Source organism: Bradyrhizobium sp. Ash2021, assembly GCF_031202265.1.
Lineage (GTDB): Bacteria > Pseudomonadota > Alphaproteobacteria > Rhizobiales > Xanthobacteraceae > Bradyrhizobium.
Genome location: NZ_CP100604.1, coordinates 7,579,860 through 7,595,130, shown reverse-complemented (window position 1 = coordinate 7,595,130; position 15,271 = coordinate 7,579,860). Strand labels below are relative to the sequence as shown.

Here is a 15,271-nt window from a genome sequence, read left to right as displayed (position 1 = left end):
GATGCAGGACCACAATTCGCAGTTCGCCATCCGCGTTCACGATCTAGTAGTCGGTTTCGGCCGGCAGGTGGTGATCGACCATTTGTCGCTGGATGTCCGAAAAGGCGAGATCCTCGGCCTGGTCGGCGCTTCCGGCGGCGGCAAGTCGGTGTTGATGCGGACCATCATCGGGTTGATCCCGCGACGAAGCGGCGAGATCGAGGTTTTGGGTGCCGCGATCGGGCGGAGCCAGGAACGCAGTACCCGCGGTGCGGCGGGCCGATGGGGCATCCTGTTCCAGCAGGGCGCGCTGTTTTCATCCCTCACCGTGCGACAAAACATCCAGTTTCCGCTGCGCGAAAACCTCGTGCTGTCGGATGCGCTGATGGACGAGATCGCGACCGCCAAACTCGAGATGGTCGGGTTGAGGGCGGAGGACGGCGACAAATTCCCTTCCGAGTTATCCGGCGGCATGACCAAGCGCGTCGCGTTGGCTCGCGCACTCGCGCTCGATCCCGCGATCGTATTCCTCGACGAGCCGACCTCGGGCCTGGACCCGATCGCGGCCGGCGACTTCGACGCCTTGATCAAGACGCTGCAAAAGACGCTGGGGCTGACGGTGTTCATGGTCACCCATGACCTCGCCAGCCTCAATACCGTCTGCGACCGCGTCGCGGCGCTGGCGGACGGCAAGATCGTCGCCATCGGGTCGATGCGCGAACTGCTTCAATCCGGGCATCCCTGGGTGCGGGCCTATTTTCATGGCAAGCGCTCCCAGATGCTGCAACCACAAGCGAGTTGAAAATGGAAACCCGCGCTCCCTTCGTTGTTGTAGGCACCTTCGTGCTCGCGGCTATCGTCGCCGTGTTTGGCTTCGTGTACTGGCTGCATAACACCGGCGGGCTTGGTCCGCGCGCGACCTATCATGTCCAGTTCGACGGCTCGGTGCCGGGCCTCCTGGTCGGCGCCGCCGTGCTGTTCAACGGCATCCGGGTCGGCGAAGTGACCGGGCTTGCCCTAGCGGCAGACAACCCGCGCGGCGTCCATGCCACGATCTCGGTCGCTTCGACAACGCCGGTGCGCGCCGACACCAAGGTCGGCCTCGAATTCCAGGGACTGACCGGCGTTCCCGTCATCGCGCTCGAAGGCGGCAAGCTGCAGGCGAATTCCGGTCCGGTGACTACTCTTGTCGCAGAGCCGGGCGCCGGGCAGGGGATGACGCAGGCCGCCCGCGACGCCTTGCGCAGGGTCGATTCCCTGCTGAGCGAAAATTCGGATTCGCTGAAGGACACCATTGCCAATTTCAAGGTTTTCTCGGAAGGCCTGGCGCGCAACACCGGCAAGCTCGACGGTATCGTCGCGGGACTCGAACGCATGACCGGTGCAACCGCGCCGCCGCAAAAGATCACCTACGATTTGAACGCGCCGAACGATCTCGGCCCTGCCAGCAAAACGCTGAAGGGATCGTTGGCAATCCCGGAGCCCACGGCAGTTGTGATGCTCGAGACGCAGCGCTTCCTGTTCTCCCCGGCCGGTGACTATCCGGCATTTGCCGAGGCGATGTGGGCCGACGCTATTCCAAAACTGTTGCAGGCGCGCCTGATTGAAGGTTTCGAGAATTACGATCTGGCGCATGCGCCGCTGCGCACGGCGGACATTGGCCAGGCGGATTACCAGATGCTGGTCGATGTCAGGCGCTTCCGGATTGCCGCCGTTGACACAGAACCGATGGCCGAGATCGGGTTGTCGGTCAAATTGGTCGACAAGAACGGAGCCGTCGTCGCCTCGCGCTTGTTTCAGGAAACGGAAAAACTTGCCAAGCTCGAGCCGCCAGCAGCGGTCGCCGCCTTCAACGCCGCGTTCGGCCGAATGGCGAAGGATATGATCGCCTGGACGGTGCAGGCGTTGTAGCGGCTAACGCGACTCCGCGCCGAGCTTGCGCATGATCTTGAGCCAGCCGGATATCCTAGTGTCGGACGCGTTTTCGACGGCGCCGAACATCGTGACCCGCACTGGCGAGAAGCCGACGAATCTGAATACGTTTCGGCGTAATCCGCGGATGCCGTGGCTGCAATAGAAGGTCCGGTAAAGCCAGGCCGGCATTCCCAAGGTGACGACAAGATGCGCCGAGCGGCCGGTCAATAGCTTTTTGGCGCCATATTTTTCGTAAATGAATGCCACACCGGGACGGATGACCTGTTCCAGGAACGCCTTGGCCAGCGCCGGTGTCGTACCGAGCCACAGGGGAAATATCAGCACAATGTGATCGGAGGCGGCGATGGCGCCGGCTGCCGGTTTCAGGGAGGGCGGCACCTCGCCAGAATTAAATTGTTCCGCGCTTCCCAGAAGCGGAAAATCGAGCCCAGCGATCTCGACGCGGGTGACAGCGTGACCGGCTTGCGTGGCTGCGTCGGCATAAGCGTCAGCCAGCGCGTGACAAAGATGACGGCGCGATAAATCCGGATGACCCTGGATGACGACAATCTTGTTTGGCATGTCCTCAGCTCACCGCTTGAGTATGGCCTAGCCGCTGCGCCTCCGGATTATTCCAGCGTCTTCAGGTACGACAGCAGATCGTGGATCTGGTCGGGATCGAGCTGGAACTCCGGCATTGTCGGATGGCCGGTTGAGATGCCTTCGGCCAGCGCTTCGCCGAGGGTTTCGATCGGATAGCGCAAATGCAACGTCCGGAACGGCGGCGCGATCTTGAACGGGCTTGGCGAAAACTTGTCGATGGAATGGCACCGCGCGCAGTTGTTCAGCACGAAAGTCTTGCCGCGCTGTTCGGCGGGTGAGGCGGCAATTGCCGACGTCAGCATGACGAGCGCAAACGCCAACGGCGTCAGAATTCGTCCAATCATTGCAACCTCAACTCCGGGAGAATGCAGATTTCCAGACATGGCCCGCATCATGAGGCTTAAGTCGTCGCTTGGTTTGATCTGGATCAATCGGCCGGCTGGCAAACGGCTAAGATGGATCGCGTCTCAACGCGATGCTTGCGCCGCCAGCCATGACGGGGAGATGCATCGGCCGATTATCGGATGAACAGGCAGGCTATGATACGAACCGTATCGCCCAATCTGAATCGTGCCAGTTTTGGCCGCTGCTCCGCCTGCGTCGTCCGATCGCTCAGCATCTGCGGCGCACTCGACCAGGCCGACCTGCTGGAATTCGAACGGATCGCCCGTCACGTTGAACTGAAGCACAATGAGGCTCTGTTCACGGCGGGACAGGTAGCCGATTCCGTCCACAATCTGACGGCCGGCGTTGCGCTGCTGTACAAGCTGCTGCCGGACGGACGGCGGCAGGTCATCGGCTTTGCGCTGCCGGGAGATTTTCTCGGCACGGCGACGACCGATCGCTACAGTTTCTCCGCCGATGCCATCGACGCCGTGTCGGTGTGCCGCTTCTCGGCGGAGGCATTCACTCATTTTATTGAACAGCGGCCGCATTTCCTGCTTCGGATCAACAAATTTGTGGCGCGCGAACTCATGCTCGCGCAGGAGCAGATGCTCCTGCTTGGGCGGCGCACGGCGGAAGAGAAGGTCGCCTCCTTTCTCGTCGGCTGGCGGGAACGCCTGAGGAAAGTCGGCGACGACCGGCAAACGATATCGCTGCCGATGAGCCGCCAGGACATCGCGGATTACCTCGGGCTGACGATCGAAACGGTGAGCCGGACATTGACCCGGTTTGAGCGCGAGAAGATGCTCGTCATTGTGACGGGCGGCGTCCGGCTGCTGGACTCTAGCCGCGCCGAGGCATTGGCTGCGGCGTGACCAGATTGCAAGCAGCATATCTCGCTCTCGCAAAGGTTCGGTCCTCCTCGTACGACCTCCTGGAGGGCCCTCCAAAGAGTTCCTACTTCGGCCTGACAGTCAATCGCGTCATCGGCTTGCTGATTGTCGTCAGTGTCAGCGCGACCATCTTCGAATCCGTGCCGCGGTTGCGGGCGGAATACGGCGGTCTGTTCAAGAGCGTCGAGATTCTGAGCCTTGCGGCGTTCAGCATCGAATACATCCTTCGCATCTGGATCGCGTCGGAGCATATTCCCAATCGTCATCTGCGTGCCGCTGCTGCGCAGGGTGCTTATATTTGCAGCCCGCAGGGCATTGTCGATTTTCTGGCTGTAGCTCCGCTATGGGTTGCGTTGCTTGGATTAGGCGATCTTCGGATCTTGATCATTCTGCGTATTCTGCGCGTGTTGAAGTTTGCGCGCTACTCGTCCGGCATGCGCTCGCTCCTCGAGGTGCTGTCGAGCGAGCGGCGTGCGCTCGGCGGTTGTCTGGTCATTCTGCTATGTGCGACGCTGGTGTCGGCGACCGTCATGCACATTGTCGAGGGTCCGGTGCAACCCGAAAAGTTCGGAACAATTCCCGATGCCATGTGGTGGGCGATCGTCACCTTGAGTACGATCGGCTATGGCGACGTTGTTCCTGTGACCGCACTGGGTCGGGTGGTTGCTTCAGGAACGATCGTCGCTGGCCTGATCATGATCGCGCTGCCGGTTGGCATCGTCGCAACGGCGTTTTCGGAAATCGTCCATCGCCGGGATTTCATCGTGACCTGGAGCATGGTGGCGCGGGTTCCGCTGTTTTCTCATCTCAACGCCGGCGATATCGCTCACATTACCCAATTGCTGCGCGCGCAGCAGATGGACCGCGGCGAGATCATTGTCCGCCGCGGCGAGCCCGCGCATTCGATGTACTTCGTGACCGAAGGTGAGGTTGAAATCGAACCTGGGCCTGGCCGCAAGAAACGCGCGATTCGGCTCGGGGCGGGGCATTTCTTCGGCGAACGGGCAATCCTCAAGGAGGAGATTCGCTCCGCAACGGTGACGTCGATCACGCGCACCAAATTGCTTGTTCTGGATGCCGCCGATTTCAAGGCGCTGATCGCTCAGGAAGCTGCGATTGCGCAGCACGTCCACAAGGTCGCCCGCGAACGAAGGCGGTTCAATATTGAGCCGGAGGATGGAGATTTGACATCGGAAGAACTTGCGAGCGGCGGCGTCGGCTGACCGAGGCGCAAGGCGACCAACAATTTGATTTAGCTCAAAGACCGATTGCCGCGGGGCGGGCAACATTCCTCCATTACAGGAGTTTAGCCATGCCAGTCGATTCGATGCTCGTTGCCGCAAGCGTAGTCACGATTTTCGTCATCTTTGCCGCGGTGCTCATGTGGGGGGACTTGCAGACCCGTCCGAAGCAATTGGCTCGGCTGCCCGACATCAGACGCAGGGCCTTCTGAACCGCTGCATTGTCTCGCCCAGGACCGTTTGCCCGTGCAAAAAGACACTGCCGTGAACGATATCGTGCGCCGTTACGCCACACTGCAGGTGCCGCGGTATACGTCCTATCCGACGGCGGCCGAGTTCACGCCCGACGTTGCGTCCGCCGACCAGCGACGGTGGCTGCGGGATCTGGACACGGCCGAAGGGGTTTCAGTCTATTTGCATGTGCCGTATTGTCGCGAAATCTGCCTCTATTGCGGTTGCAACACCAAGAAGGCGCTGCGCGGCGACGTGATAGCTGCTTACCGGGATGCCCTTGAGACCGAGGTCGCTCTCGTCAGCGATATCGTGTCGGGGCCGGTTCGCATCGCCCGTTTGCACTGGGGCGGTGGAACACCGAGCATCCTGGGCGCGGATGGGCTTGCATCCGTCATCAAGGTCCTGCGCGACCGGTTCCTTTTCGAAGCCGATTTTGAACACGCCATCGAGCTTGATCCGAGATACGTGACGGAATCGCTGGTGGCCGGCTTGAAGGAGCTCGGTGTCAACCGCGCCAGTCTTGGCGTGCAGGACGTCAACCCGCTTGTCCAGGCGGCGATCGGCCGATGGCAGCCGATGCAGGATGTCGAGGCGGCTGTCACCCATCTGCGGGCAGCGGGTACGCGCAATCTGAATTTCGATCTCATCTACGGACTGCCCTTACAGACCGTCGCCTCGCTCCGGAAGACCTGCGAGATCGTGGCTGGGCTCTTGCCGGACCGCATCGCCTGCTACGGCTATGCCCATATGCCGCAGCTCAAGGCCAACCAGCGGCGCATCGACGAGAGCAAGCTCCCGGGAATGGAGGAACGTATCGATCAGGCCGATGCAATCGCCGAGGAATTTCTGCGCCATGGCTTCCTGAAAATAGGCATCGATCACTTTGCCAGGCCGGAAGACTCTCTGGCCCGCGCCGCGCTATCGGGTCGGCTTCATCGCAATTTCCAGGGGTATACCGACGACGGGAGGGAAACCCTCATCGGCTTCGGCGCGTCTGCGATTTCCCGATTCAGGGATGGATACGTTCAGAATATCTCCGACGTACCGGGCTATGTTCGCGCGATTTCCAGTGGTCGTCTTGCACCGTCGCGTGGCTGTCGTCTGGATGCCGCCGAAAAGCAGCGTGCCCGCACCATCGAAAGCCTGATGTGCCAGTTTCAGGCCGATCTCGATATCACCGCGCCGGATATGGTGTTTGACGAAGAACTTTCGCTGCTGCAGCCGCTGGTCGGTGACGGCTTGGTCTGCATCCATGGCCGCGTGGTGACCGCTACCGAGGCGGGACGCTCGGTCGTGCGGGTCATCGCGGAGGTGTTCGATGCGCACACGCGCGCCGATGCCGCCCGCTTCAGCAAGGCCGTGTGAGAAACGCGGCCTGCTTGATCCAGCTCAAGGCACCGGCCGCCGGGACGCGCTCTTCTGGCCTCTCACCTAGCGAGGAGAGCCATTCATGATTGCTTCCAACGTTACGGGAAAATTGCCGCGCGCCGGCGGCTTGATCGGCCGGTTAAAGGCCGCTGTCTCCAGGTTCGCCTATGCCAACGAGCTGCGCGGCATCAACCGCGCGGAGTTCGAAGAGATTGCGCGGGATCTTAACCTGTCGCCCCCGGAACTTTATTTGCTTTCGAGCAGAGGCTACCTCTCGGGCGAACTTTTGGAAAAGCGCCTAAAGGAATTTGGGCTTTCTCCGGAGCTGGTGAAAAGGCAGCACCCCGAGGTGCTCCGCGATTTGCAGCGGGTTTGCGGATTGTGTTCCGAGACCAAGCGATGCGCCCGCGAGTTCGAGCATCCAGCGGCGCATTCGGATCGGTTGGACTATTGTCCGAACGCACAGACCTTGAAGGCGCTTGACCGGGAGCATTTGGCTGAGGAAACGCAGGCGTCGCTCCTGATCGGCCCCTCATGTTGCTGAATGCCGCGCATCAGGCGGAGCCGATCCAGCATCGGCTTCCGGCCTGAAGCCGTCCTGATCGATGTTCTCCCCAAAATTCCGCAAAACCTCCCGAGTTTGACTTCGATCAATTTGCCAGGAGCGGAAGTGTGATCATTCGGAGCGGAATTCGCAAAATGAGAACGGGGCCATGAACGAATCTCAAACTGCAAAATCGATGACCCACGGCGAAGCCGGTCTGGCGCTGGTCTTTGCCGTGGGCGCTTTTGTTTGCCTCTTCGCCGCAGCTAAGGCACTGGACACCGCGTTTGCCTTTCACGCATCGCTGGCATGTGCCGCCAGCCTGTGGGCCGTCTTTGCGATTGTAAACCGCTACTTCGATCGCCCTGCATCCTTGCCGCCACAGGAAATCAATGGCCGCCCGAACTACACTATGGGCCCCGTCAAATTTTCGGCGGTCATGGGGATGTTCTGGGGCATCGCCGGATTTACCGTCGGCCTGTTGATCGCCTCGCAACTTGCATGGCCGGCGCTCAATTTCGACCTGCCATGGACGAGCTTTGGACGGCTGCGGCCGCTGCACACGTCGGCCGTGATCTTCGCATTCGGCGGCAACGTGCTGATCGCAACGTCGTTCTATGTGGTGCAGAAAACCTGCCGGGTTCGCCTCGCGGGCGATCTCGCGCCGTGGTTCGTGGTCATCGGCTATAACTTCTTCATCCTGATCGCGGGCACGGGCTATCTGCTCGGTGTCACCCAATCCAAGGAATACGCCGAGCCGGAATGGTATGCCGATCTGTGGCTGACGATCGTGTGGGTGACCTATCTGCTGGTCTTCCTGATGACCATCGTCAAACGCAAAGAACCGCACATCTTCGTCGCGAACTGGTTCTATCTGGCCTTCATCGTCACCATCGCCGTGCTTCATCTGGGTAATAATCCCGCCCTGCCGGTATCGGTGTTCGGCTCGAAGTCATACATCGCCTGGGGCGGTGTTCAGGATGCGATGTTCCAGTGGTGGTACGGGCACAATGCCGTCGGGTTCTTCCTGACCGCCGGTTTCCTCGCCATCATGTATTACTTCATTCCAAAGCGCGCGGAGCGGCCGGTCTATTCCTACCGGCTGTCGATCATCCATTTCTGGGCGATCATCTTTCTCTATATCTGGGCCGGACCGCACCATCTGCATTACACGGCGCTGCCTGACTGGGCGCAGACGCTCGGCATGACCTTCTCGATCATGCTTTGGATGCCGTCCTGGGGTGGCATGATCAACGGCCTCATGACGCTGTCGGGCGCCTGGGACAAGCTTCGTACCGATCCGGTGCTCCGCATGCTCGTCGTCTCGGTCGCGTTTTACGGTATGGCCACGTTCGAAGGCCCGCTGATGTCGATCAAGGTGGTGAACTCGCTCAGCCACTACACGGACTGGACCATCGGTCACGTGCATTCGGGTGCGCTGGGCTGGGTCGGATTCGTCTCGTTCGGCGCGCTGTATTGCCTGTTTCCCTGGCTATGGGATCGCAAGGGGCTTTACAGCCTCAAGCTCGTCAACTGGCATTTCTGGATCGCCACCATCGGCATCGTGCTCTACATCTCCGCGATGTGGGTCTCGGGTATCCTGCAAGGCCTGATGTGGCGCGCCTATACCTCGCTCGGCTTCCTCGAATATTCCTTCATCGAAACCGTGGAAGCGATGCACCCGTTCTACATCATTCGCGCAGCCGGTGGAGCTTTGTTCCTGATCGGCGCGTTGATCATGGCCTTTAATCTCTGGATGACGGTGCGCGTCGGCGGCGAGGCGGAAGTGCAGTCGCCCGTCGCCCTGCAGCCGGCGGAATGAGGAACCATTAAATGTCTTTCTGGAGCAGGCATCAGATCTTCGAGAAGAATTCGATCGTCCTGGTTGGGGGAATCTTCGCGGTCATTGCGATCGGCGGTCTCGTCGAGATCACCCCGCTGTTTTACCTCAAGAGCACGATCGAGGTGGTCGACGGCATCAGGCCGTACACTCCGCTCGAACTCACCGGTCGCAACATCTATGTCCGCGAAGGGTGCTATCTCTGCCACTCGCAGATGATCCGGCCGTTGCGGGACGAAGTCGAACGCTATGGCCACTACTCGCTCGCAGCCGAGAGCATGTATGACCATCCGTTCCAGTGGGGGTCGAAGCGTACCGGTCCCGACCTTGCGCGCGTCGGCGCAAAATATTCCGATGAATGGCATGTGACGCATCTGACCAATCCACGCGCGATCGTGCCGCAGTCGGTGATGCCCGGATATGCTTTCCTGGCTCAGACGGAGGTCGATACCGCAACCATCGCAGACCATCTGCGCACCAGCCGCGCCGTCGGCGTCCCCTATTCGGACGACCAGATTGCCAATGCCGTCGCCGACCTCAAGGCACAGGCCGATCCCGACAACGCCGGCACGGATGCGTTTGCCAAGCGGTATCCGAAGGCGGTTGTGCGGAATTTCGACGGCAAGCCGGGCGCTCCCACCGAAATGGACGCGCTGATCGCCTACTTGCAGATGCTCGGCACGCTGGTCGACTTCAAGCTTTACAACGAAAAAGCAAATCTCCGCTGAGAAGGCAGAACGATGAAAGCAATCCTCACCGTCCAAAATTTTTCATCGGACTTCGTCACGACGTTTTGGACGCCGACCTTTGTTGGAATTTTTATCGCCATCGTGACGTACGCGCTGTGGCCGCGTAACCGGTTAGCCTTCGACGAAGCTGCAAAAATGCCGCTGCGGGAGGATTGAGGGGATCATGACCGAGCACAACGACATCGATCACGTCTCCGGTAAGGCGACCACGGGACATCAGTGGGACGGCATCAAGGAACTAAACACGCCGCTGCCGCGCTGGTGGGTCATCACTTTTTACATCACCATCGTCTGGGCGATCGGCTACTGGATCGTTTATCCGGCGTGGCCGATGCTACGGAGCCACACGACAGGCATATTGCACTATTCCTCCCGTGCGGAGGTGGCCGTGGAGCTTGCCAATCTGGAAAAGATCCGCGGCGACAAGATGGTCGCGCTCGGTGCGGCGCCACTGGCGGAGATCGAGAAGGACCCGGCCCTGCTTGCGCTTGCCCGCGCCCGCGGCAAGACGGTGTTTGGCGACAATTGCGCGCCTTGCCACGGCAGTGGCGCGGCCGGCGCCAAGGGTTATCCCAATTTGAATGATGACGACTGGTTGTGGGGGGGCACGCTCGACCAGATCTTGCAGACGATCCAGTACGGCGCCCGTTCGGGGCATGCCAAGACCCACGAGAGCGCCATGCTTGCCTTCGGCAAGGAAGGAGTTCTCAAAAGGGATCAGATCGTCACGGTAGCCAACTACGTCCGGTCGTTGTCGGGTCTGCCGACAAGTCCGGGCTATGACGCGAGCGCTGGAGCCAAAATCTTCGCGGATAATTGCACGGCGTGCCATGGCGACGCCGGCAAGGGAAATCAGGAGTTGGGGGCGCCCAATCTCACCGACAAGATCTGGCTCTATGGTTCGGACGAGGCGACGCTTGTCGAGACGATCACCAACGGCCGCGCCGGGGTGATGCCGGCCTGGGTCGGCCGTCTCGATCCTTCCACCATCAAGGCGCTGGCGGTCTACGTCCACTCGCTCGGCGGGGGCAAGTAACAGGGCGGCGGCGCGACCGTGAGCGTAGTTTGAGGTGGATCAAATGCGGTTGCGGGTGTGAGCCTACACTCAACGCCAGGCCCGAGATGAACCCCAGCGATGAACAAGCCCGTGAACCCTATCGAACTGCAGTTTGAAGACGACGGGCCGCTTTATGCGGCTCGGAAGAAAGTCTATCCGCAGAGCGTTTCCGGAACCTTCCGCCGAATCAAATGGGGCCTGATGGCGTTCTGCCTCGGCGTCTATTACCTGTTGCCGTTCGTGCGGTGGAATCGCGGACTCGGGGCGCCAGATCAGGCGGTGCTGGTCGATTTACCCAACAGTCGTTTCTATTTCTTCTTCATCGAACTGTGGCCGCAGGAGGTCTACTATTTCACCGGGCTGCTGATCCTTGCCGCCATCGCTCTCTTTCTGATGAATTCTGTGGGAGGCCGTATCTGGTGCGGATACCTCTGCCCGCAAACCGTGTGGACGGATCTGTTCTACGCCGTCGAGCGGTTCGTCGAAGGTGACCGGCGCGAGCGCATGAGAAAAGATGTTGCGGGCGGTTCGTTTACGCCGCGGCGTGTCGCGGAACTCGCGCTCAAACATTCGATCTGGCTGTTGATCGCATGGTGGACCGGCGGCGCATGGGTGCTCTATTTCAACGACGCGCCGACGCTGGTGAAACAGCTTGCGACATTCCAGGCGCCGATGCTGGCCTATATCTGGATCGCTATACTGACGGCGACGACTTACGTGCTCGCCGGCTTCATGCGCGAGCAGGTCTGTGTCTATATGTGTCCGTGGCCGCGTATCCAGGCGGCGCTCACCGACGAATGGGCACTGAACGTCACCTACAAATACGATCGTGGCGAAAAGCGCACGTCGCTGAAGAAAGCGAACGAATTGCGGGCCCTCGGGGAGCAGGTCGGGGACTGCATCGACTGCTATCAATGCGTCGCCGTCTGTCCGACCGGAATCGACATCCGCGATGGCGCACAACTCGACTGCATCCAGTGCGGCCTGTGCATCGATGCCTGCGATACCGTAATGACAAAGATCGGACGGGAAACCCGTCTGATCGGATACGACAACGATATCAACATCCATCGGCGTCAGGCCGGCAAACCGCCGATCTATCGCATCGTACGGCCGCGCACCATCACCTATGTATGCATGATCGTGGGCGTCGGCGCGATCATGCTGTACGCGCTGCTGACCCGCACGTTGCTCGACGTCAACGTATTGCACGACCGCAATCCCGTGGCGGTGAAACTCAGCGATGGATCAATCCGAAACGCCTACACGGTTCGCCTCCTGAACAAGCGTGGCTTCGACCGCGTCATCGCGATCGACATCGACGGCCCGCATAACGCGACGATCCATGTTGTCGGCGTTGATTCCGTAACCCCGGACCGACCAGCGATCATTCTCGGCCGGGATCAGACCACCGAACTAAGGGTTCTCGTCACGGCGCCCGCCGAGAACAACTCCGAGAAATCGGTACCAATAAGATTTCGGGTCACGGACATCGGGCTGGGTGAGGTTGCCTCCACAACCGATAACTTCGTGACGCCATGAGAGTTGATGGGAGGGGCACATGAGCAGACCGCAGGCTCCGAAGCCTTTGACCGGACGCAAGGTGCTTTTGATGCTGGTCGCGTTCTTTGGTGTCGTGATCGGGGTCAACATGATCATGATGAGGCTCGCCATCCAGACACTGCCCGGCACCGAGGTCGATAGCGCCTATAGTGCGAGCCTGACCTATGAGAAGGAAATCGCAGCCGCCCATGACCAGAACGCGCGCGACTGGAAGGTCGACGCACACATTCAGCGCAGCGGGCAGGGCGGCGCAACGCTGGAGGTCGAGGCGCGCGACAGCAATGGCCGACCAATGTCTGGCCTTAAGTTTCAGGGCCGGTTCGAACGGCCGACCGATCGGCGGGCCGATCTCCCGGTTGTCCTCGCCGAAACAGGGATCGGCATCTATCGCGGAAGTGCACCCGCGATCGCGCCGGGGCAGTGGGATCTGGTGCTAGAAGGCGCCGCAGCAGGACAACGGATGTTCCTATCGAAGAACCGCGTCTTGTTGAACTAGGAAGGCCGTATCATGCAGGCGACGCGAGACTTTTCACATTACGTAAGGGACATCGGCTCGGGATTGTCGCATATCGATCTCGCCGTTGAGGGGGTCAATTGCGCCGGCTGCATGTCGAAGATCGAGCGCGGCCTGTCCGCCATCCCGGACGTAACGTTGGCGCGCGTGAATTTGACCGACCGTCGTATCGCGCTGGAATGGAAGGACGGGGCGCTGAACCCCACGCGTTTCGTCGATCGGCTCGCGGAGCTCGGGTACAAGGCCTATCCGTTCGAGCCGGTTCGCGCCGAAGCGCTGGAGACGGAACGAGCGAGCTTTCTCCTGCGCTGCCTCGGGGTCGCCGCCTTTGCCGCGATGAACGTGATGATGCTGTCTGTTCCCGTGTGGTCCGGCAATGTGACGGACATGATCCCTGAGCAGCGCGATTTCTTCCACTGGCTGTCGGCGCTGATTTCCTTGCCGGCCGCGGCCTATTCCGGCCAACCGTTCTTCAGATCCGCGTTCCGGGCGCTTTCCGCGCGAAGCACCAATATGGACGTTCCAATCAGCATCGGCATTGTGCTGGCGCTGGCCATGTCGGTGGTCGAAACCATCAACCACGCCGAGCACGCGTATTTCGATGCGGCGCTGATGCTCATCACCTTACTCGTCGCAGGCCGCTATCTCGATCAGAGCATGCGAAGGCGGACGCGCGCGGTGGCCGGAAACCTGGCCGCCTTGAAGGCCGAAACGGCGACAAAATTCGTCGGCGCCGATGAAATCTGCGAGGTGCCGATCGCTGCGGTGCAGGCCGGCGACATCGTGTTGCTGCGCCCGGGTGAACGGTCGGCCGTCGATGGCTCCGTGATCGAGGGGCAGTCCAAGATCGATCAGAGCCTGATCACCGGCGAAACCTTGCCGGCAAAGGCGGGGCCGGGCACCGCCGTCTATGCCGGCACGCTCAATCTCTCCGGTGCGCTGCGGGTACGGGTGGCGGCGGCGTCCGAAGGCACCCTGCTGGCGGAGATCGGGCGGCTGCTTGAGAATGCCGTTCAGGCGCGCTCTCGGTACGTGCAATTGGCCGACAGGGCGTCGCGGCTCTATGCGCCGGTCGTGCATGTCACCGCGTTCCTGACGATGATCGGCTGGGTGGCGTTCGGGGCATCCTGGCATGACGCGATCATCACGGCGATATCGGTTCTGATCATCACCTGCCCATGCGCGCTTGGCCTGGCGATTCCGGCGGTGCAAACCGTGGTCTCCGGGGCGTTGTTCCGGGGCGGCGTGCTGCTTAATTCCGGCGATGCGATCGAACGGCTTGCCGAAGTCGACAGGGTCGTCTTCGACAAGACGGGCACGCTGACCTTGCCCGAGCTCGATGTCGCCAATGCCGTTGAAATCCCGGATGATGTGTTCGATTTGGCCGGGCAACTTGCTCTTGCCAGCCATCATCCTGTCGCAGCCGCTGTGGCCAGGGCTAGTGACGCCAAGACGCCGTTGGCTGGGGTGGAAGAGGTGCCGGGGCAAGGCGTGCGCGGCTTCGTGAATGGCGTTGAGGTCAGACTGGGCAGACCATCGTTCTGCGGAGCGGATCATCTCGCAAACAGCATCCTTTGTCAGGATCCCGAAGCTTCGGTTGTCGCCTTCCGACGCGGCGATGCACGTCATGTCTTCGCCGTCCGGCAGCGTCTGCGCCCGGATGCCGCCTCTGCCGTTGCTGCCCTTCCGCAATGCGGTATTACGGTTGAGATCCTTTCAGGCGACCGCGAACCCGCCGTGCGGCACGCGGCCCAATCATTGGGAATTCACGAATGGCGGGCCGGCGTAACGCCTGCCGACAAGATTGCCCGTATTGAAGAGCTGAAGCGGCAGGGCTTCAAGGTCATGATGGTCGGGGATGGCATGAACGATGCGCCGGCGCTGGCCGCGGCGCATGTCTCGATGTCGCCGGTCACTGCAACGCACTTGAGTCAGGCTACCGCCGATCTGGTCTTTCTCGGCGACCGCCTGGCTCCCGTCGTCAAGGCGATCGACTATTCCCGAAAAGCGCTGCGGTTGATGCGACAGAATTTGTGGCTGGCAGTAGGGTACAACGTCCTTGCGGTGCCGCTCGCGATTGCCGGCTTGGCAACTCCACTGGTCGCCGCCGCGGCCATGTCGGGCTCGTCCCTGCTGGTGTTATTGAACGCCCTTAGGGCGCACCGCGGCACCCGGAAGCAATCCTGATGGAAGTTCTGGTATTCCTCGTTCCCCTGGCCCTGATGCTTGGGCTGATCGGCCTGATGGGATTTCTCTGGTCGCTCAAGAACGGCCAGTATGATGACCTTGAAGGGGCTGGCTGGCGCGCGATTGCGGATGATGAGCCTGTTTCGCGTGAGCCGTAGCTAGTATCCGCCGGGAGCCCAAAGACAATCACGATAAGCGCGA

Annotated in this window: 17 protein-coding genes; 15 read left to right on the top strand and 2 right to left on the bottom strand. The window is 60.8% G+C overall.

Annotated elements, in window-relative coordinates; all coding sequences use genetic code 11:
* The first annotated feature begins 1 nt into the window (after position 1).
* Together NL528_RS36550 and NL528_RS36545 are read left to right on the top strand one after the other, a co-directional pair.
* Positions 2 to 781 (top strand): ABC transporter ATP-binding protein, encoded by a 780-nt coding sequence (locus NL528_RS36550; RefSeq protein ID WP_309179225.1) that lies wholly within the window; start codon positions 2 to 4, stop codon positions 779 to 781.
* A gap of 2 nt (positions 782 to 783) precedes the next feature.
* On the top strand, positions 784 to 1,890 hold the full coding sequence (locus NL528_RS36545) for an MlaD family protein (RefSeq protein ID WP_309179224.1): 1,107 nt from the start codon (positions 784 to 786) through the stop codon (positions 1,888 to 1,890).
* Between the two features lie 3 nt (positions 1,891 to 1,893).
* On the opposite strand, the gene NL528_RS36540 is transcribed toward NL528_RS36545, so the two are convergent.
* Positions 1,894 to 2,475, bottom strand: a complete 582-nt coding sequence (locus NL528_RS36540; protein WP_309179223.1) for an NAD(P)H-dependent oxidoreductase — start codon at positions 2,473 to 2,475, stop codon at positions 1,894 to 1,896.
* 47 nt (positions 2,476 to 2,522) lie between these two features.
* Positions 2,523 to 2,840 carry a cytochrome c gene (locus NL528_RS36535; protein WP_309179222.1) on the bottom strand — a complete coding sequence of 106 codons (318 nt, stop codon included), beginning with the start codon at positions 2,838 to 2,840 and terminating at the stop codon, positions 2,523 to 2,525.
* A 195-nt stretch (positions 2,841 to 3,035) separates the two neighbouring features.
* Between NL528_RS36535 and NL528_RS36530 the strand changes: the two genes are divergently transcribed.
* The 13 genes from NL528_RS36530 (at position 3,036) to ccoS (ending at position 15,228) form a co-directional block, all read left to right on the top strand.
* Positions 3,036 to 3,755: a helix-turn-helix domain-containing protein gene (locus NL528_RS36530; RefSeq protein ID WP_309185144.1), complete on the top strand. Its 720-nt coding sequence runs from the start codon at positions 3,036 to 3,038 to the stop codon at positions 3,753 to 3,755.
* Positions 3,752 to 4,996 (top strand): cyclic nucleotide-gated ion channel, encoded by a 1,245-nt coding sequence (locus NL528_RS36525; RefSeq protein ID WP_309179221.1) that lies wholly within the window; start codon positions 3,752 to 3,754, stop codon positions 4,994 to 4,996. Before NL528_RS36530 ends, NL528_RS36525 begins: the two co-directional genes overlap by 4 nt.
* Positions 4,997 to 5,085: 89 nt before the next feature.
* Positions 5,086 to 5,226: a hypothetical protein gene (locus NL528_RS36520; protein ID WP_309179220.1), complete on the top strand. Its 141-nt coding sequence runs from the start codon at positions 5,086 to 5,088 to the stop codon at positions 5,224 to 5,226.
* A 34-nt stretch (positions 5,227 to 5,260) separates the two neighbouring features.
* Complete coding sequence (gene hemN / locus NL528_RS36515) at positions 5,261 to 6,613, top strand: oxygen-independent coproporphyrinogen III oxidase (protein WP_309179219.1); 1,353 nt, start codon at positions 5,261 to 5,263, stop codon at positions 6,611 to 6,613.
* A 112-nt stretch (positions 6,614 to 6,725) separates the two neighbouring features.
* Positions 6,726 to 7,160, top strand: a complete 435-nt coding sequence (locus NL528_RS36510; protein ID WP_309179218.1) for a hypothetical protein — start codon at positions 6,726 to 6,728, stop codon at positions 7,158 to 7,160.
* A gap of 196 nt (positions 7,161 to 7,356) precedes the next feature.
* Positions 7,357 to 8,982: a cytochrome-c oxidase, cbb3-type subunit I gene (gene ccoN, locus NL528_RS36505; RefSeq protein WP_375144095.1), complete on the top strand. Its 1,626-nt coding sequence runs from the start codon at positions 7,357 to 7,359 to the stop codon at positions 8,980 to 8,982.
* A gap of 11 nt (positions 8,983 to 8,993) precedes the next feature.
* On the top strand, positions 8,994 to 9,728 hold the full coding sequence (gene ccoO / locus NL528_RS36500) for a cytochrome-c oxidase, cbb3-type subunit II (RefSeq protein WP_309179216.1): 735 nt from the start codon (positions 8,994 to 8,996) through the stop codon (positions 9,726 to 9,728).
* Positions 9,729 to 9,740: 12 nt separating this feature from the next.
* On the top strand, positions 9,741 to 9,905 hold the full coding sequence (locus tag NL528_RS36495; RefSeq protein ID WP_309179215.1) for a cbb3-type cytochrome c oxidase subunit 3: 165 nt from the start codon (positions 9,741 to 9,743) through the stop codon (positions 9,903 to 9,905).
* 7 nt (positions 9,906 to 9,912) lie between these two features.
* Positions 9,913 to 10,785, top strand: a complete 873-nt coding sequence (gene ccoP, locus NL528_RS36490; protein ID WP_309179214.1) for a cytochrome-c oxidase, cbb3-type subunit III — start codon at positions 9,913 to 9,915, stop codon at positions 10,783 to 10,785.
* A gap of 99 nt (positions 10,786 to 10,884) precedes the next feature.
* Entirely contained in the window at positions 10,885 to 12,348 is a 1,464-nt protein-coding gene (gene ccoG / locus NL528_RS36485; protein WP_309179213.1) for a cytochrome c oxidase accessory protein CcoG, read from the top strand.
* 70 nt (positions 12,349 to 12,418) lie between these two features.
* Entirely contained in the window at positions 12,419 to 12,865 is a 447-nt protein-coding gene (locus NL528_RS36480; protein WP_309185143.1) for a FixH family protein, read from the top strand.
* Positions 12,866 to 12,877: 12 nt separating this feature from the next.
* Positions 12,878 to 15,070, top strand: a complete 2,193-nt coding sequence (locus tag NL528_RS36475; protein WP_309179212.1) for a cation-translocating P-type ATPase — start codon at positions 12,878 to 12,880, stop codon at positions 15,068 to 15,070.
* Positions 15,070 to 15,228, top strand: a complete 159-nt coding sequence (ccoS, locus tag NL528_RS36470; protein WP_309179211.1) for a cbb3-type cytochrome oxidase assembly protein CcoS — start codon at positions 15,070 to 15,072, stop codon at positions 15,226 to 15,228. The genes NL528_RS36475 and ccoS overlap by 1 nt, the downstream gene beginning before the upstream one ends.
* Positions 15,229 to 15,271: the final 43 nt, after the last annotated feature.